The 16,841-nt window shown below is 75.7% G+C and carries 17 protein-coding genes; 10 read left to right on the top strand and 7 right to left on the bottom strand.

Annotated features, from left to right (window positions below; translation table 11 throughout):
• Positions 1–54: 54 nt before the first annotated feature.
• Positions 55–642: a copper resistance protein CopC gene (locus tag ACFY3U_RS04335; protein WP_387194669.1), complete on the bottom strand. Its 588-nt coding sequence runs from the start codon at positions 640–642 to the stop codon at positions 55–57.
• A gap of 287 nt (positions 643–929) precedes the next feature.
• Here ACFY3U_RS04335 and ACFY3U_RS04330 point away from each other — a divergent pair, with 287 nt between their 5' ends.
• Positions 930–1,595 carry a hypothetical protein gene (locus ACFY3U_RS04330; RefSeq protein ID WP_387194667.1) on the top strand — a complete coding sequence of 222 codons (666 nt, stop codon included), beginning with the start codon at positions 930–932 and terminating at the stop codon, positions 1,593–1,595.
• Positions 1,596–1,635: 40 nt separating this feature from the next.
• Here the strand turns inward: ACFY3U_RS04330 and ACFY3U_RS04325 are convergent, their stop codons facing one another.
• Entirely contained in the window at positions 1,636–2,562 is a 927-nt protein-coding gene (locus ACFY3U_RS04325) for an NADP-dependent oxidoreductase (RefSeq protein WP_387194664.1), read from the bottom strand.
• 36 nt (positions 2,563–2,598) lie between these two features.
• On the bottom strand, positions 2,599–3,000 hold the full coding sequence (locus ACFY3U_RS04320; protein ID WP_387194661.1) for a hypothetical protein: 402 nt from the start codon (positions 2,998–3,000) through the stop codon (positions 2,599–2,601).
• Between the two features lie 136 nt (positions 3,001–3,136).
• Between ACFY3U_RS04320 and ACFY3U_RS04315 the strand changes: the two genes are divergently transcribed.
• The 6 genes from ACFY3U_RS04315 (at position 3,137) to ACFY3U_RS04290 (ending at position 8,903) form a co-directional block, all read left to right on the top strand.
• Entirely contained in the window at positions 3,137–4,438 is a 1,302-nt protein-coding gene (locus ACFY3U_RS04315; protein WP_387195941.1) for a PucR family transcriptional regulator, read from the top strand.
• 77 nt (positions 4,439–4,515) lie between these two features.
• Positions 4,516–5,511: an ACP S-malonyltransferase gene (locus ACFY3U_RS04310; RefSeq protein WP_387194658.1), complete on the top strand. Its 996-nt coding sequence runs from the start codon at positions 4,516–4,518 to the stop codon at positions 5,509–5,511.
• Positions 5,501–6,445, top strand: coding sequence for a beta-ketoacyl-ACP synthase III (locus tag ACFY3U_RS04305; RefSeq protein ID WP_387194655.1), 945 nt, complete (start codon positions 5,501–5,503; stop codon positions 6,443–6,445). Before ACFY3U_RS04310 ends, ACFY3U_RS04305 begins: the two co-directional genes overlap by 11 nt.
• A gap of 85 nt (positions 6,446–6,530) precedes the next feature.
• Complete coding sequence (locus tag ACFY3U_RS04300; protein WP_074474691.1) at positions 6,531–6,770, top strand: acyl carrier protein; 240 nt, start codon at positions 6,531–6,533, stop codon at positions 6,768–6,770.
• Position 6,771: 1 nt separating this feature from the next.
• The gene (gene fabF, locus ACFY3U_RS04295) at positions 6,772–7,998 is read left to right on the top strand and encodes a beta-ketoacyl-ACP synthase II (RefSeq protein WP_387194652.1); all 1,227 of its coding nucleotides are present in this window, start codon (positions 6,772–6,774) and stop codon (positions 7,996–7,998) included.
• Between the two features lie 167 nt (positions 7,999–8,165).
• Positions 8,166–8,903, top strand: a complete 738-nt coding sequence (locus ACFY3U_RS04290) for a class I SAM-dependent methyltransferase (RefSeq protein WP_387194649.1) — start codon at positions 8,166–8,168, stop codon at positions 8,901–8,903.
• Between the two features lie 30 nt (positions 8,904–8,933).
• Here the strand turns inward: ACFY3U_RS04290 and ACFY3U_RS04285 are convergent, their stop codons facing one another.
• A complete protein-coding gene (locus tag ACFY3U_RS04285) occupies positions 8,934–11,198 on the bottom strand; it encodes a hypothetical protein (RefSeq protein ID WP_387194646.1) in 2,265 nt (754 codons plus the stop codon).
• A gap of 225 nt (positions 11,199–11,423) precedes the next feature.
• On the opposite strand from ACFY3U_RS04285, the gene ACFY3U_RS04280 reads away from it, so the two are divergent.
• The gene (locus ACFY3U_RS04280) at positions 11,424–12,050 is read left to right on the top strand and encodes a lipoprotein (RefSeq protein ID WP_387194644.1); all 627 of its coding nucleotides are present in this window, start codon (positions 11,424–11,426) and stop codon (positions 12,048–12,050) included.
• 17 nt (positions 12,051–12,067) lie between these two features.
• Here ACFY3U_RS04280 and ACFY3U_RS04275 read toward each other — a convergent pair whose 3' ends face one another.
• Together ACFY3U_RS04275 and ACFY3U_RS04270 are read right to left on the bottom strand one after the other, a co-directional pair.
• Positions 12,068–13,798, bottom strand: a complete 1,731-nt coding sequence (locus ACFY3U_RS04275; protein WP_387194641.1) for a glycoside hydrolase family 3 protein — start codon at positions 13,796–13,798, stop codon at positions 12,068–12,070.
• 96 nt (positions 13,799–13,894) lie between these two features.
• Positions 13,895–14,386, bottom strand: coding sequence for a DUF3145 domain-containing protein (locus ACFY3U_RS04270; protein ID WP_387194638.1), 492 nt, complete (start codon positions 14,384–14,386; stop codon positions 13,895–13,897).
• A gap of 327 nt (positions 14,387–14,713) precedes the next feature.
• On the opposite strand from ACFY3U_RS04270, the gene ACFY3U_RS04265 reads away from it, so the two are divergent.
• The gene (locus ACFY3U_RS04265; protein WP_387194635.1) at positions 14,714–15,043 is read left to right on the top strand and encodes a hypothetical protein; all 330 of its coding nucleotides are present in this window, start codon (positions 14,714–14,716) and stop codon (positions 15,041–15,043) included.
• Positions 15,044–15,132: 89 nt separating this feature from the next.
• Here the strand turns inward: ACFY3U_RS04265 and ACFY3U_RS04260 are convergent, their stop codons facing one another.
• Positions 15,133–15,759: a carbonic anhydrase gene (locus ACFY3U_RS04260; RefSeq protein ID WP_387194632.1), complete on the bottom strand. Its 627-nt coding sequence runs from the start codon at positions 15,757–15,759 to the stop codon at positions 15,133–15,135.
• Positions 15,760–15,910: 151 nt separating this feature from the next.
• On the opposite strand from ACFY3U_RS04260, the gene ACFY3U_RS04255 reads away from it, so the two are divergent.
• The gene (locus ACFY3U_RS04255) at positions 15,911–16,834 is read left to right on the top strand and encodes an alpha/beta fold hydrolase (RefSeq protein ID WP_387194629.1); all 924 of its coding nucleotides are present in this window, start codon (positions 15,911–15,913) and stop codon (positions 16,832–16,834) included.
• The last annotated feature ends 7 nt before the right edge of the window (positions 16,835–16,841 follow it).

Below are 16,841 nucleotides of genomic sequence, written 5' to 3'. Positions count from 1 at the left end.
TACGCGTCAAAGAGGGCCCGCCGGCGATCCGGCGGGCCCTTCGACGTACGCGGGTCAGCGCGGGGAGGAGCGGCGCCGGCGCAGCAACAGGCCGGCGGCGAGCGCGGCCAGCACCACCAGCGCGCCGACCACCCACAGCCAGCCTCGACCGCCCTCGTCCCGGCCGGCCACCGGCACGGCCGAGGCGGATCCGGCCGGCGTGGACGAGCCGGCGCCGGGGGCGGCGGTGGCCTGGGTGCCGGCGGCCGTCGGGGTGGCGGGAGGCGTCGGCGGCGGGGTGGCGGGAGGGGTGGCCGCGGGGGTCGGCGGCTGGGCGGCGGTGCCGGTGGTCAGGGTGAAGCGCACCTCGCCCTTGACCGGGTGCCCGTCGCTGGACGCCACCCGGTACCCGACGATGTAGAGGCCGGCCTTGCCGGGCCGGAACGGCACGTGCACCCGGTCGCCGGTCACCCGGGGCGGGCCGCCGACCGCCGGCACATTGTCCGGCCCCATGACGGTGACCGTCGTGGTGGCCGGGTTCGGCGCGGCCAGGAAGCGCAGCTCGATCCGGGCGGGTGCGGCCGCCACCCGGGCCCCGTCGGCCGGGTTGCTGCCGGTCAGCGAGTTGTGCGCGTACGCCGGCCCGGCTGACAACAAGGACACACCGAGCGCCACGCCCATAACGGCTGGCACCGTACGCCCCAATCGTGCGACCCTGCCCCCCATGAAGTCCTCCGTAACGGTACGATCCGCCCGCTGATCGAGCGGCTGATCGTTAGTCGGCCGGAGATAGCAGATAGTTCCAATTGGTGTTCCGACAGCTGCAACCTTGCGACGTTCCGCGGAGTCTTTCAGGTGAGGTCCCGGCCAGCCGGCAGCTCACCGCAGTCACCAACCCGACGCGTGACCTGCAGCACAGCCATCCATCGATACGGGGCGAGGAGGCGGCGATGGTCGTAGGGGTGGGGCGCCTGCTCGGCGCGGTCGCCACGGTGCTGGTGGGGGTGCTGCTCACCGTCGGCACGGGCACGGCGGCACAGGCGGGACGGGCCGCGCCGAAGCCGCCGCCCGCCGGGGTGGACATCACCGGTGACGGGCTGACCGAGCCGCTGCGGCTGCGGTCCGACAGCCAGCCGTCGGCGGTGCTCGAGGTGCTCGACCAGGTCAACTGGTTCGGGCGTACCGGGATCGGCGCGCCGACCGGGCCGGAGACTCCGGATCTCGGCCCGCGGTACACGGTGGTGGTGCTCGCCGGCGAGACGCCGAAGCAGCGCTACGACCTCTACCCGCTGGCCACCGGCGGCCCGCGCGTCTTCCGGCCGGCCAAGCAGCCGGACGGCCACGCCACCAAGGCGGGCTGGTTCCTCGGCCGGCTCACCATGTCCGAGGCGCTGCGCACCGCCGGGGTGCCGCTGGAGCGGCAGTTCGACACGGTCAGCGGTGGGGCCGGCGGTGGCGAGCGGGTCATCCCGCAGGACTCGCTGCACCCGGGTGACGACATCGGCTCGGCCGTCGGCGAGCTGCAGCGGCTGCTGCTGCTCAACGTGGGCGTGGTGCTGGTGATCACCTCCGGGCTGGCCGGGATCGCCCTGCTGGTCCGCCGCCGCACCCGCTGACCACACCGCCGGTCGGGCGCGGCCCGTCGCGCCAATTGATTCAGACCTCCAGGACGACCTTGCCGCGGACGTGCCCGGCCTCCACCAGGCGGTGCGCGTCCGCGGCCTCGTCCAGCGGGAAGGTCCGCTCCACGTGCACGGTCAGCCGGCCGGCGTCGACCAGGCCGGCGAGCGCCCCCAGGTCCTGGGTGGACGGCCGGACGAACAGGTAGCTGCCGCCCAGCCGGGTGACGTGCTCCGGGTCCGCGGTGGAGATCAGTCGGGCCGGGCGCTCCAGCAGCGCGGCCGAGACGTCCAGGGCGTCCCCGCCGAACAGGTCGAGCGCCACGTCCACGCCGTCGGGCGCGATCGCCCGGACCCGGTCGGCCAGGCCGTCGCCGTAGCTCACCGGCTCCGCGCCGAGCGAGCGGACGAAGTCGTGGTTGGCCTCGCTCGCCGTACCGATCACCCGGTGCGCGCCGAGCGCCCGGGCGACCTGCACCGCCAGGTGACCGACGCCGCCGGACGCGCCGTGCACCAGCACCGTGTCGCCGGCGCCGGTGCGGGCCAGCTGAAGGGCCTGGTACGCGGTCAGCCCCGCCAGCGGCAGCCCGGCCGCCTGCGCCCAGGACGCCTGGGCGGGCTTGTCGGCCAGGCAGCGTTCCGGGGCCGGGACCAGCTCGGCGTAGGTGCCGTACTGGACGTGGTCGCGGCGGACGTAGCCGATCACCTCGTCGCCCACCGCGAACCCGGTCACCGCCGGCCCGGCGCCGACCACCTCGCCGGCCGCGTCCCAGCCCGGCACCAGCGGGAAGTGCCCGGGGATGGCCGAGGCCAGGTGCCCCGCCCGGACCTTCCAGTCGACCGGGTTGACCCCGGCGGCGCGGACCCGGACCAGCACCGTGTCCGGCCCGACGGGCGGGTCGGGCAGCTCCCGCGGGGTGAGCAGCTCGGCCGGGCCGTACTCGTCGATCGCGATCGCCTTCACATCTCCCACGCTAGCCGTCCGACGGCGGTCAGGTGGTCAGCACCAGCGCTGCGGTGGCCGTTCCCGCCGGACCGGACGGCGGCGCGGCCGGACCGGGCCGTGCCGGTGGGCGCCGGCCCAACCGGCCAGGTCGCTGTGGCAGCCCCGGCCGGCCCGACCGGGCTGGGCCGGCTCCTGCCCGGGCTCGCCGCCCTCGGCGGACCGGGCACGCCGGCCCGGCTCGGGGGTGGCGGACCCGCTCGCGGCGCACTCCGCCGCGGTGGGCTCGCCGGCCCGCGGGCGGGGCACCACGTCGTCGGGACGCTCGGGCGCCCGGCCGGCCGGCTCGGACGGGGCGGCCAACCGGCGGTGCGGCCGGCCGGAGCCCTGGTGGTCGTGGTGGCCCAGGCGGCAGGGCTCGCCCTGGGCGCAGCCGTGCTCGGCCTCCCCGTGCGCCATGCCGGTCTCCTCACGCTCGCGTCGCGCGCCGGGAGGTCGCCCCGGCGGCAGTGCCACCGTACTGGCCGGCACCGACAGGGCGTGCAGCCGGACCCGCGGCCGGGACCCGGACCACCGGGGTCGCCCCGACCCGCACCTGGATGGCCTGTTCGGGACGTGTCAGGCTGGACCGGTGAGCGAGCCGGGCGGGATCGAGCTGTCGGCCACCCTGCGCCGGATCGAGCGGGCGGCGGGGGCGTTGGCGACCGCCAGCGTGGCCCGGATGGACGACACCCTCCCCTGGTTCCGTGAGCTGCCGGCCGACCAGCGCTCCTGGGTCATGCTGGTGGCGCAGGCCGGCGCGCGGTCCCTGGTGCAGTGGCTGCGCTCCGGCGGCGGCTCGGCGGACAGCACCCAGGAGGTCTCCGACGAGGTGTTCGCCACCGCCCCGCAGGCGCTGGCCCGCTCGATCAGCCTGCAGCAGACCGTGGCGTTGATCAAGGTGACCATCGACGTGGTCGAGGAGCAGGTCTCCCAGCTGGCCGCCGAGGGCGAGGAGCAGCAGCTGCGCGAGGCGGTGCTGCGCTTCTCCCGGGAGATCGCCTTCGCCGCCGCCCGGGTGTACGCCCGGGCCGCCGAGTCCCGCGGCTCGTGGGACGCGCGACTGCAGGCGCTGCTGGTGGACGCGCTGCTGCGCGGCGACTCCCCGGACGTGCTGGCCAGCCGGGCCGCCGCGCTGGGCTGGGCGGACGCGCCGCCGGTCGCGGTGGCGGTGGGCCGCTCGCCCGGCGGGGAGGTGGCCGCCGTGCTGCACACCGTCTACCGGCAGGCCCGGCGGATCGGGGTGGAGGTGATCGGCGGCGTGCACGGCGACCGCCTGGTGGTGGTGTTCGGCGGGGCGGCGGACCCGCTGGCCGCCACCGAGAAGCTGCTCACCGCCTTCGGCGACGGGCCGGTGGTGGTCGGGCCGGCCGTACCCAGCCTGGACGAGGCGACCGACTCGGCGCGGGCCGCGCTGGCCGGCTTCCGCGCCGCGCCCGCCTGGCCCACCGCCCCGCGCCCGGTGCCGGCGGCCGACCTGCTCCCGGAGCGCGCCCTCGCCGGGGACGCGGAGGCCCGCCGCCGGCTGCGCCACGACGTGTACGCGACGCTGGTCCGCGCCGGCGGCGAGCTGGTGGAGACGCTGGACGCCTACCTGGCCGCCGGCGGGACGCTGGAGAGCGCCGCCCGGGCGCTGTTCGTGCATCCGAACACGGTGCGTTACCGGCTGCGCCGGATCTCGGAGGTGACCGGCTTCTCCCCGCTGGCCCCCCGGGACGCGTTCGCGCTGCAGGTGGCGCTGACCGTGGGCCGGCTGGATCCGGTGGTCCCGGTGGCCACGGCAGCCCCGAGCACGACAATGACCCCAGCCATGCGGAAAACCTCACACACAGGTGATGACTCCCGCCGATCTTTGTAGGATCCCTCCAACGGTCCTAGTGCGGTTTGGTCGAGGCCGGCACAGCGCTACCCACGCGTATCCGGGAGAGTGATGACGTGCTCGCCGTACTCTCGCCCGGCCAGGGTTCCCAGAAACCCGGCTTCCTCAGCCCCTGGCTCGACCTCCCGGACGCCGCCGCACGACTGGGCGAGTGGTCGGCGCTGGCCGAGGTGGACCTGCGGCACCTGGGCACCGCCGCGGACGCCGACGAGATCCGGGACACCGCCCGCACCCAGCCGCTGCTGGTAGCCGCCACCCTGCTCGCCGCCGAGCAGCTGCCGATGTCCGAGGTCGGCCTGGTGGCCGGCCACAGCGTCGGTGAGTTGGGCGCCGCGGCGCTGGCCGGGGTGCTGTCCGCCGAAGCGGCGATCACCCTGGCCGGGGTGCGCGGGCGGGAGATGGCCGCCGCGTGCGCGGCACAGCCCACCGGGATGGCCGCCGTGCTCGGCGGGGACCCGGACGAGGTGCTCGCCGCGCTCGAGTCACACGGGCTGCACCCGGCCAACCGCAACGGCGCCGGCCAGGTGGTCGCCGCCGGCGCCCGGGACGCGCTGGACAAGCTCGCCGCCGAGCCGCCGGCCCGGGCCCGGATCATCCGGCTGCAGGTGGCCGGGGCGTTCCACACGCCCTTCATGGCCCCCGCCGAGCAGGCGCTGACCGGGGTCGCCGCCGGGATCACCCCGTCCGCCCCGGCCCGGATCCTGCTGTCCAACCTGGACGGCACCGCGGTCGGGGACGGCCCGGAGGTGCTGCGCCGGCTGGTCCGCCAGCTCACCGCGCCGGTGCGCTGGGACCTGTGCATGCGGGCGATGGCCGACCTCGGGGTGACCGGCGTGCTCGAGCTGCCGCCGGCCGGCACCCTGGCCGGGCTGGTCAAGCGCGAGCTCAAGGGCGCCGGCGCCCCGGAGATCGTCACCCTGAACACCCCCGACGACCTGCCGGCCGCGCGGGAACTGATCGCCCGGCACGCCGGCCCGGCCGCGGGCGACGCGCCCACCACCGCCCGGTCCGACCGGGACGCCCCCTCGGAGGACAGCACTGATGACCGGTAGCAAGATCGTCGCGATGGGGCACTACCAACCGTCCCGGGTGGTCACCAACGACGACCTCGCCCAGATCGTCGACACCAACGACGAGTGGATCCGGGACCGCGTCGGCATCGTCACCCGGCGGATCGCCGACGGTGAGACGGTGGCCGACATGGCGACCTCGGCCGCGGGCAAGGCGCTGGCCAACTCCGGCCTCACCGCCGCCGACATCGACCTGGTCGTGGTGGCCACCTGCACGTCGATCGACCGCAGCCCCAACGTGGCCTGCCGGGTCGCCGCCAAGCTCGGCATCAACGCGCCCGGGGCGTACGACCTGAACACCGCCTGCTCCGGGTTCGGGTACGCCCTCGGCACCGTGGACCACGCGATCCGGGCCGGGGCGGCGCGCAACGCGATCGTCATCGGCGCCGAGAAGCTCTCCGACTTCACCGACTGGACCGACCGCTCCACCTGCATCATCTTCGGCGACGGGGCCGGGGCGGCGGTGGTCACCGCCACCGCCGACGACGAGCCGGCCGGGATCGGCCCGGTGGTCTGGGGCTCGGCGCCGGAGAAGAGCGACGCGGTCCGGATCGAGGGCCGGCGGCCGTACATCGCGCAGGAGGGCCAGTCGGTCTTCCGCTGGGCCACCACCGCGCTGGCCCCGCTGGCGCTGCAGGCGTGCGAGCGGGCCGGGGTCGCCCCGTCCGAGCTGGCCGCCTTCGTGCCGCACCAGGCCAACGCCCGGATCATCGACGGCATCGCCAAGCGGCTCGACATCCCGGACGCGGTCATCGCGAAGGACATCGTCGAGTCCGGCAACACCTCGGCGGCCAGCGTGCCGCTGGCGCTGTCCAAGCTGGTCGAGCGGCGGGAGGTGCCCGCGGGCGCCCCGGTGCTGCTGTTCGGCTTCGGCGGCGGCCTGACGTACGCCGGTCAGGTCGTCCGCTGCCCGTGAGCCCCCTCGGCGCGGGCGCGTCGAGGAGCGGCGGTCGGCGTCGCCGGCCACCGAGTGAAACCCCCCATGAGAGGAACCCACCGCAATGACCCGTGACGAGATCACCTCCGGCCTCGCCGAGATCCTGGAAGAGGTCGCCGGGGTGAACCCGGACGACGTGGCCGAGGGGAAGTCCTTCACCGACGACCTCGACGTCGACTCGCTCTCCATGGTGGAGGTCGTGGTCGCCGCCGAGGAGAAGTTCGGCGTCAAGATCCCGGACAACGAGGTGCAGAACCTCAAGACCGTCGGGGACGCCGTCAGCTACATCGAGGCGCAGTCCTGACATGAGTCGCATCGACGTCGTCGTCACCGGGCTCGGCGCGACCACCCCGTTGGGCGGGGACGTCGCGTCGACCTGGGACGCCATGCTCGCCGGCCGCTCCGGGGTGGGTCCGCTCACCCAGGAGTGGGCCGAGCAGCTGACCGTCCGGATCGCCGCCCAGCTCGCGGTCGAGCCGTCCGAGGTGCTGGACCGGGTGAAGCTGCGCCGGCTGGACCGCTCCGAGGCGATCGCCATCATCGCCGCCCGGGAGGCCTGGGCGGACGCCGGGCTGGCCGACTCCGGGCTGGACCCGGAGCGACTGGCGGTCAGCGTCGGCTCCGGCATCGGCGGGGTGACCACCCTGCTGGCCCAGGACGACATCCTGGAGGCGTCCGGCCCGCGGCGGGTCTCCCCGCACACCGTGCCGATGCTGATGCCGAACGGCCCGGCCGCCTTCGTCGGGTTGGAGCTGGGCGCCAAGGCCGGCGTGCACTCGGTGGCCAGCGCCTGCGCCACCGGCGCCGAGGCCATCGCGCTCGGGCTGGACATCATCCGCGCCGGCCGGGCCGACGTGGTGGTGGCCGGCGGCACCGAGGCGGTCATCCACCAGCTGCCGATCGCCGGCTTCGCCTCGATGCGGGCCATGTCGACCCGCAACGACGACCCGGAGCGGGCCTCCCGCCCGTGGGACAAGGGCCGCGACGGCTTCGTGCTCGGCGAGGGCGCCGGAGTGGTCGTGCTGGAGCGCGCCGACCACGCCGCCGCGCGCGGCGCCCGGGTGCACGCCCGGCTCGCCGGCAGCGGCATCACCTCCGACGCGTACGACATCGTGCAGCCGCACGCCGAGGGCGAGGGCGCCATCCGGGCCATCGCCAAGGCGATCGCCGACGCGGACGTGGCGAAGGCCGACATCGTGCACGTCAACGCGCACGCCACCTCGACCCCGGTCGGCGACATGCTGGAGATCGGCGCGCTGCACGCCGCGCTCGGCGACCACCCGGTGCTGACCGCGACCAAGTCGATGACCGGGCACCTGCTCGGCGCGGCCGGCGCGTTGGAGTCGATCGCCACCATCCTGGCCATCCGGGAGGGCGTGATCCCGCCGACGATCAACCTGGACGACCCGGACGACGGCCTGATCATGGACGTGGTCGCGCACAAGGCCCGGCAGCTGGAGATCCCGGCGGCGCTGAACAACGCGTTCGGCTTCGGCGGCCACAACGTGGCGCTGGTCTTCGCCCGCGCCTGAGCCGCACCTTCGGCCGAGCTTATCCGCTGGCCATGAACCGTTCGTGACGACGGGGTCCGCGCTCGGTGAGCGCGGACCCCGCAGCCGTGTCGGGCCCGGTGGTGGGCGAGCGCGTCGACCGCCGGACCGCTATGGTGAGCCGCCGGCCCCCTCGCGAGGAGCAGACCGTGGAAGCGACCGAGATCCGCAAGCTCGCCGCCCTTGAGGACACCCACTGGTGGTACCGCGAGCGTCGAACGCTGCTGGCCCGGGCGTTGAACCGGCTCGCCGCCGCGGGCGCCCGCCCGGAACGGGCGCTGGACATCGGCGCCGCGGGCGGCGGCAACACCCGGGTGCTGCGCGCGCACGGCTGGCGACCGCTGGCGCTGGAGTACAGCGCCGAGGGCGCCGGGGTGGCCCGCGAGCGGGGGCTGGACGTGATCCGCGCCGACGCCCGGCGGCTGCCCGTCCGGTCCGCCAGCCTCGGGCTGGTGGTCGCCTTCGACATCCTGGAACACTTCGACGAGGACCACCTCGCCGCCGCCGAGATCCACCGGGTGCTGCGCCCCGGCGGATCCGCGCTGATCGCGGTGCCCGCCGACATGGCGCTCTGGTCCGCGCACGACGTCGCCGTCGGGCACGTCCGGCGGTACGACCGGGGTTCGCTGCGCGCCGTGGTGGAGAAGGCCAACCTGGTGGTCGACGAGCTGTGGAGCTGGAACGTGCTGCTGCGCCCGGTGGCCGCCTGGCGCCGGCGCCGCTCCACCGGCAGCGACCTGGACGAGCTCAACCCGGTGGTCAACCTCGGGCTCCGCGGCGTGGTCACCGCCGAGCGCTACCTGCCGGTGCGGTCCCTGCCCGGCGTCTCGCTGATGCTGCGCGCGCACCGTCCCGCCGAGGACGGGCGCATCCCCCGCCAGGGCTGAGCGCCGTCGGTGACCGGTCGACCGGCCCGCTCAGCGCAGCCGGTAGACCGCCACCCGCCCGTTGTCCCAGCGCCGGTCGGCCAGCGCCGCCAGCTGCGGCGCCTCGGTGCCGACCTGCCGGTCGACCACCAGCCAGCGCACCCCGTACCGGTCGCGCAGGTCGGCCAGGCCGGCCGCGGTGGGGGTGGTGAAGGCGGCGTCGTTGGCGCGCAGCCGCTCGGCGTCCCAGAACGGGGCGTACGGGCCGGCCGGGAGGCCGACCATCCGGGGCGCGAACGCCCACCCCTCCACCAGCACCGAGCGCTGGCTGTAACCGCTGAGCCAGAACGAGCGGGCGTCGCACCAGCCGTCCACCACCGCCCGGCAGTGCACGTTGGTGGCCAGCACGTCGTCCGCTGCGCTGTGCGCGTACACGTAGCGGGCGGCCTGCACCCGGGAGGCCGGCATCCGCTCCACCGGGTAGGCCCCGCCGTTCGGGTACTGGCGGGCCGCCGCCGCGTCCAGCACCAGGCCGGGCGCGCCGGCCACCAGCACCGCGGTGAGCAGCACCGCGCCGCCCCGGCCGGCCAGCCCCGGCCACCGGCCGGCCAGCGCCGGCCAGAGCAGCGCCACCAGCATCGCGCCGGCCAGCAGCGCCGCCGCCCAGGCCAGCAGCGGCAGCACGGGAGCGTACGGCCGACCGGCCGGCACGGTCGCCGGAAACCGCAACTGGTACGCGGTCAGCAGCAGCGCCAGGCCGGCCGCGCCCGCCCCGAGCAGCGCCCCGGCCCGACGGGTCAGCGCCACCGAGTCGAGCAGCTCGGCGTACCCCCAGGCGGACAGCAGCACCCCGAAGGCGAACCCGGCCCGGGTGAAGTACTGGTTGCTGCTGCCCGGGTGGCCCACCAGCAGGTAGATCGCCGGCCCGGCGAGCGCCCCGCCGAGCAGGAACACCTGCACCGGCTCCAGCCGCCACCGGCGCAGCCGCAGCAGCGCGACCACGCCGGCCAGCCGGAGCTGGAGGTTGAGCAGGAAGGCGACGAACACGGCGGCCCAGACCAGCCCGGAGCCGCCCGGGCCGACGTACGGCCGCAGCCCGGAGAACGGGTCGACGGTCACCCCGTGGCTCTCGAAGGCGAACAGCACCGCGGTGGCGAAGACCTGGGCGGCGACCGCCAGCCCGGCCGCCACCAGCACCGCCCGGGGCAACCGCCGCCGGGTCGCCAGCGCCACCGCGGCGGTGAACGCCAGCGCGGCCAGCACCACCGGCACCGAGCTGGCCTTGGCGCCGGTCGAGGCGGCCAGGAACACCGCCGCCAGCGCCCACCGGGCCGGCCCCACCTCCGGCACGGCCGACCCGCGCGCCCGGCCGACCACCTCGGCCAGCACCGCGATCAGCGGCAACAGCAGCACCCAGCTGTACGTCATCGACGGGCTGCCCCAGACGATGAAGGTGGCCTGGGTGCCGAACAGCTGCCGGACCCCGTTCTCGAAGCCGAACTCGCCGACGGTGAACATCAGCGCGGCGGCGACCACCCCCGCGTACGGCCGGCCGGTGACCCGCCAGCCGACCACCGCGACCAGCACGGCGGCCAGCGCGCAGAGCGCGGGCACCCCGAGCCGGAAGAAGACGGTCGGCAGGTCCACGCCGCTGACCAGGCTGGCGGCGGCCAGGTGGGCGAAGCCGAACCAGTGGTAGTGCAGCGGCTCGCCGGCCACCTGCGGCACGTCCAGCGGCGCCTGATGGGTGGCCGCGCCGGCCAGCGAGAGCTGAAAGGCGAGGTCGATGTACTGCGCCTGACCGTCGTCGACCGGCAGCACCGGGTTGACCTTGAGGAACGACTCGTACAGGTAGAGGGTGAAGCCGGCGACCACCGCGGCGAGCGACCAGGCCCAGCCGACCGGCACCGGCACCAGATCGCGGGGCCGCCAGTGCCGGCGCAGCCGGGGCAGCGCGGCGAACGGCAGCAGCACCGCCAGCGGCCAGGCCCGCAGCCAGCCGGGCAGGCCGGCTGCGGTCAGCGCGGCCCAGGCGGCCAGCTCCAGCACCAGCCCGACGGCGGCGCCCATGGCCAGGTCCTCGACCAGGGTGTGCGGCCGTCGGCGCAGCGCCCGCCAGACCAGGGTGCCGGGCAGCACCACGGCCAGCGCGGCGTACGCCGTGTAGCGGAGCAGGTCGACCGGGGGCGTGCCGGCCGCGAGCAGCACGACGGCGATGAACGCGTACCCGGCCAGCGCCGGGGCCAGCCGGGCGACGGCCGGTCGGCGGCGGGGCGGGGTGTCCGGGACGACTCCCCCGGCGGCGAGCGCGGTCACCGGGAGGCGGCGGCCGGCTGGGGTCCCGTCACGGCGCTCGACTCTCCCGTTCCTGGTGCGGTTGGCGGACCACCGCACGCTATCAGCCGCCGACCCGCGCACCAGGCGCTGCGCGGGGCCGCCCACCACGCCGATCCGGACAGGCCGGCACGAAGGGCCCGCGCTCGGCTAGCATCCGTCGGCCGTCGTGCCGACGGCCGAACACTCACGGGAAGACCGAGACAGATGATCCGACGTACGGCCGCACTCGCCGCGCTCACCCTCACCCTGACGGCCGGCTGCGCCGAGGCCGACACCCGGCCGGCGACCGCGCCCTCGCCGTCGGCCAGCCCGACCGCGTCGCCGGTCGCCGCCGGCCCCCCGTGGTACGACGACGTCGCCCCGGCCCCCGCCGCCACCCTGGTCGGGCCGGAGGGGAGCACCTGCCCGCTGTCGCTGACCTTCTCGGTGCCAGCGAAGTGGAAGGTCAAGGCGGTGCGGGGCGGCGAGGACCTGATGTTCGGTCCGGCCGTGCCGGTCTGCGAGATCGACGCGAAGCCGGCCGGTCTGATCGGCTTCCTGCGGGTCTGGCGGATCACCGGCGCCACGCCGTTGAACCCGCAGGAGACGGTGGACAAATACCTCGCCGAGTTCGACGCCGTCAAGGAGCAGCAGTACCGGCGGACCAAGGCCGGCCCGCTGGACTCCTTCGAGGCCAGCTGGACCGAGGACGGCGTCCCCAAGCAGGCGGTGCTGGTCTCCACGCTCTACGGAAAGGTGATGATCACCCTCGGTGGCCTGGACGCCGAGGAGTTCACCGAGCTGCTGCCGGCGTACCGGCTGGCGAAGTCGAGCGCCAACCTGCCGAAGTAGCACGACCGGTAGCGGGGTCAGCCGGTGCAGGTGGTGGCCGGCAGGCCGGGCACCGACACCGGTGCGCGGCCGGCGGGGCGGAGCTTGCCGGCGAGCACCCGGGCGAGCGCGTCCATCGACGCCCGGGTGGAGGAGTAGGTGGCCAGCAGCGTCGGCGAGGTCGCCTTCTCCAGCACGTACGGGGTGTCCATGGCGACGGTCACCGCCGCGCCGGCCCGCAGGTCCGCGCTGCCGTCGCCGTACCCGACGAGGTGCACGGTGGTGCCGCCGCTGGGGACCACCGGCACCCCGGCGGCGGTCAGCGCGTCGGCCAGCGCGGCCCGGGTGCGCTCCCGGCCGTCCGAGGCGGTGACCGTGACCGGGCCGCGCACCGGCGCGCCGCAGGCTCCGCGGAGCTGGGTGACCGCAGCCGAGCCGAGGTCGGCCGCGGCGGCCCGGTGGGCCGGGCTGTTCAGGGTGGACATGGCCGGCGCGGGCCGGTCGGCCAGCCGGAACTTCATGGTCAGCACCCGGGTGACCGCGTCGACCAGCCGGGTACGCGGCAGCGACCCGTCGCGCAGCCCGGCGAGCAGCCCGTCGTACGCCTGGCCGACGTTGGGGGTCATCAGGATCAGGTCATTGCCGGCGAGCAGGGCCCGCTTGGCGGCCTCGCCGGGCGACCAGCGCTTGGCCGGCGGCATGTTCATCCCGTCGGTGACCACCACGCCGGTGAACCCGAGCTGCCCGCGCAGCACGTCGGTGAGCAGCTTGTGGGAGAAGGTGGCCGGGGTGCCCGGGTCGACCGAGGTCACGTCCAGGTGGGCGGACATCACCGCCATCGCGCCGGCGTCGACGCCGGCCCGGAACGGCGGGAAGGCGGTGGCCTCCAGCTCCTGGCGGGACTGGCCGACCACCGGCACCTCCTGGTGCGAGTCGGCGGCGCTCAGCCCGTGCCCCGGGAAGTGCTTGACGCTGGCCGCGACGCCGGCGCTCTGCAGCCCCTTGACCGCGCCGGCGACCTGGGGGGCCGCCCGCTTCGGGTCGGCGCCGAAGGAGCGGGAGCCGATCACCGTGCTGCGGGTGGCCAGCACGTCGGCGACCGGCGCGAAGTCCATGTTGATCCCCATCGCGGCCAGCTCGGCGCCGGCGGCCCGCCAGGCGGCCTCGGTGAGCTCCGGCTTTCCGGCCGCCCCGGCGGCGAGCGCGCTGGGCAGCGTGGTCACGCCGTCGGTGATCCGGGTGACCACGCCGTACTCCTGGTCGGTGCCGACCAGGAAGGGCGCGGCGCCGGCGGGCAACTTGCCGGCGGCCGCGCGCAGCCCGGTGGTCAGCGCGCGCACCTGGGCGGGGTTGTCGACGTTGGTGGTGGCCTGGTTGCCGGAGGTCGGGTCGTCCGCGCTGAAGCCGACCAGGATCAGCCCGCCGAGGCGGTACTTCGCGATCATCTCGGCCGGGGTGTCCACCCCGGCCAGGTCCCGGTTGCCGGCGGCTGAGCCGGGCGAGACGCTGGTCGCCGAGCTGCCGTACGCATAGGGCATCAGCACCTGGCCGACCAGGTCCTCGTCGCTCAGCGTGCCGGCCAGCGCGGCCGCCCGGGCGGCGGGATCGGCCGGGTCGGCGGAGGGGGTCGGGAGCGCGGCGGACGACGCGGACGGGCTCGACGCCGGGGGCGGGGCGGCCGCCTCGCCCGCGCACCCGGCGAGCAGCAGCGCGGTCAGGGTGGTGAGGGCGACGCCGGCGCGGCGCGGAGAGGTCGGCACGCACCCCATCAAACCCGGAGTCGAATCGGGGCGGCAACCCGAGCGGTGGCGGTACGCGCGGGCCGTGCCCCTCCGGGTCGGGGTGTCCGGCTGGCCGATCCCGATTCAGCCGACCCGGGTGAGCAGGGTCACCGGGGCGCCGTCCCCGGCGTAGCGGTACGGCTCGAGTTCCGCGTCCCAGGCGGTGCCGAGCGCCTTGTCCAGGGCGTGCGCCAGCGCCTCGGGCGCCCGGGCGCCGGCCATGATGGCGCGCAGCCGGTCCTCGCCGAGCTGGATGTCGCCGGCGGCGCCCACGGTGGCCCGGAACAGCCCGCGGCCCGGGACGTACATGAAGCGCTCCCCGTCAGCGCCCGCGCTGGGCTCCTCGGTGACCTCGAAACGGATCATGGGCCACTGCCGGAGGGCAGCGGCCAGCTCGGCGCCCGTCCCCGGACTGCCGGTCCACCTGCACTCGGCCCGGCGCACGCCAGGATCGACGGGCTGGGCCGTCCACTGCAGGTTGACCGGCGCGGCGAGGACGCGCGCGATCGCCCACTCGACGTGCGAGCACACGGCGAGCGGGGTCGAGTGGACGTATACGACGCCACGCGTTGGCACGGTGACCTCCCGGAGACCGAGGTGCGTCTTCCCCTACGACCTCGTCCACCCGAGTGGTACCTGCGACACATCATGACTGGTGTGACGGATGGTGCGCCAGAGAATCGGAAAATTCGCCGCCCGGAGGGGACGGGAAATACCCGGCCGGTGGACCCGGTTGTGCTCTCCGGACAGGCACGGTGGCCAGCCAGGCATCGTGGTCGTGTACAGTTCTATGGGCGGTTCTGTGCCGCCGCACATCTTCGCGGGCCGAGGCTCAACCGGGTCTCACCCGCATCAGCCCCCGGACGGTTCCCGTCCTCCCGTACGTCTGCAAGGAGTACCTCCGTGGCGAGCAACACCTCTAAGACCGCGCGCGCGTCAGTCCGGGCCGGCCAGGCTGGCCAGGGTGGCGCCCTCAGCGTGCTGGGCGAGTTCAAGTACCTCATCCCGCTCAACGGCGGCAAGCACGCATACGTGCGGAATCTGACCAACGGCAAGACCGCGCACCTGCGCACCGACTCGGACGCCTTCGTCGAGGAGATCCGCACGCTGGCCGCCGCCGGCCACGCCGCCAAGATCCGCGCCGAGATCAACAACCTCGCCGCCACCCACCCGGGTGACGGCTGGGACAAGACCGAGAAGCGCCTCGTCGAGGCCGGCATCTTCGAGGGCTGACCCCTCCCCCGCACCACCTCCGCACCGCCCGTCGGGTCCCCCGACGGGCGGTGCGCTCTTTCCCGCCCCACCCCCTCACCCCGGACGGATCAGTCGTCGAGCAGGGAGACGGTGGCGGTGGTGAGGTCGTAGAGGGCGCCGACCACGTCCAGGCGGTGCTGGGCCAGGGGGTCTGCCAGGAGGGGGTCGGCGCGTAGGGCGGCGACCGTTCGGTGGACGTGGCGACGGATCGCCAGGGGGTGCGCGTGGGGGGCGGCGACGCCGACCTCGCGGACAGCGGGGGCGATCTGGTCCACCAGGTAGCCCAGCGCGCCGGCCGGCCGCAGACCGGTGCGCAGCGACTCCACCGCCGAGCCGACCGCGCCGCACCGCTCGTGGCCGAGCACCATCACCAGCGGCACCCCGAGCTGCTGCACCACGTACTCGATCGAGCCGCGGACCGCGGTGTCCAGCACGTGCGCGCCGGTACGGATCACGCAGATCGACCCGAAGGTCTGGTCGAAGATCGCCTCCAGCGGCACCCGGGAGTCGATGCAGCCGAGCAGCACCGCGTACGGCTGCTGGTCCCCGGAGGCGACGGCCGCGGCGGCGGTCACGTCGTGCCCGTGCACGGGCCGGCCGCTGACGAACCGGCGGTTGCCCGAGAGCAGCTCGACCAGGGCGGACCGGGGCGTCCGCCGGCTCGGGACGGCCGGTGGCGGGCTCGGCGCGGGCACGCCCTCCAGCCTGGCCGGGGGACGGGGAGCGCGGGGCCGGGTTGCGAATCTTCTCACCAACTCGGTTGGCGTGGTGTCATGGGGGGTAGCCGCTGTGTTACCGCCGGGTCAACCCCGGGCGACGGTGACCGGGCGGCCCGGGGAGGTGGCGATGCCGGAGCAGGTGGAGGTACGACTCCCGGACGACGTGCGGCTGCACGTCGAGGTCACCGGCCCGGCGGACGCGCCGGTGACCGCGGTGCTGCTGCACGGCTGGACGCTCGACGGGCGGGCCTGGCACCGGCAGCGCGCCGCCCTGGCCGAGCGCTTCGGCGACGACGTGCGGGTGGTCGCCTACGACGCCCGGGGGCACGGCCGGTCCAGCTGCATGGCGCTGCGCACGGCCACCCTGGCGCAGCTCGGCGACGACCTCCTCGCGGTGCTCGACCGGCTGGCGCCCGCCGGCCCGGTGGTGCTGGTGGGGCACTCGATGGGCGGGATGACCGTGATGGAGTACGCCCACCGCCACCCCGCGCACTTCGCCGCCCGGGTGGCCGGGCTGGTCTTCGTCTCCACCACCGCCGAGGGGCACACCCACACCGTCTACGGGCTGTCCCCGCGGATCGCCCGGCTGATCCGGCTCGCCGAGACCACCGGGGCCGGGGTGCTGGCCCGCTGCGGCGCCTGGCGACCGCCCCGGGCGCTGCTGCGCGCACTGCAGCCGAGCATCCGCTGGATGCTCTTCGGCGACCGCTGCGACCCGTCGGACATCCGGCTGGTGACCTCGGCGGTGGCCCGGGCGTCGCTGCGCTCGATCGGCGGGTTCCGCGCCTCGATCGGCGCCCAGCACCGGCTGGAGACGCTGGCCGCGCTGGCGCACCTGCCGGCGGCGGCCCTGGTCGGCGACCGGGACCGGCTGACCCCGCCGCCGTGCGCCGAGTCGATCGCGGCGGCGCTGCCGGCCACCGAGCTGACCGTCTGCCCCGGCGGCGGCCACATGCTGATGATGGAGCGCCCGGACGAGGTGACCGCCGCGGTGGCGGGCGTGCTGCGCCGGGTGCTGGCCGGCGCGCCGGAGACCGCCCCGGCGGGCTGACCGCGCC

Source organism: Micromonospora sp. NPDC000089 (genome assembly GCF_042899365.1).
Taxonomy (GTDB): Bacteria; Actinomycetota; Actinomycetes; order Mycobacteriales; family Micromonosporaceae; genus Micromonospora.
This window is presented reverse-complemented; position numbering and strand designations above follow the sequence as displayed.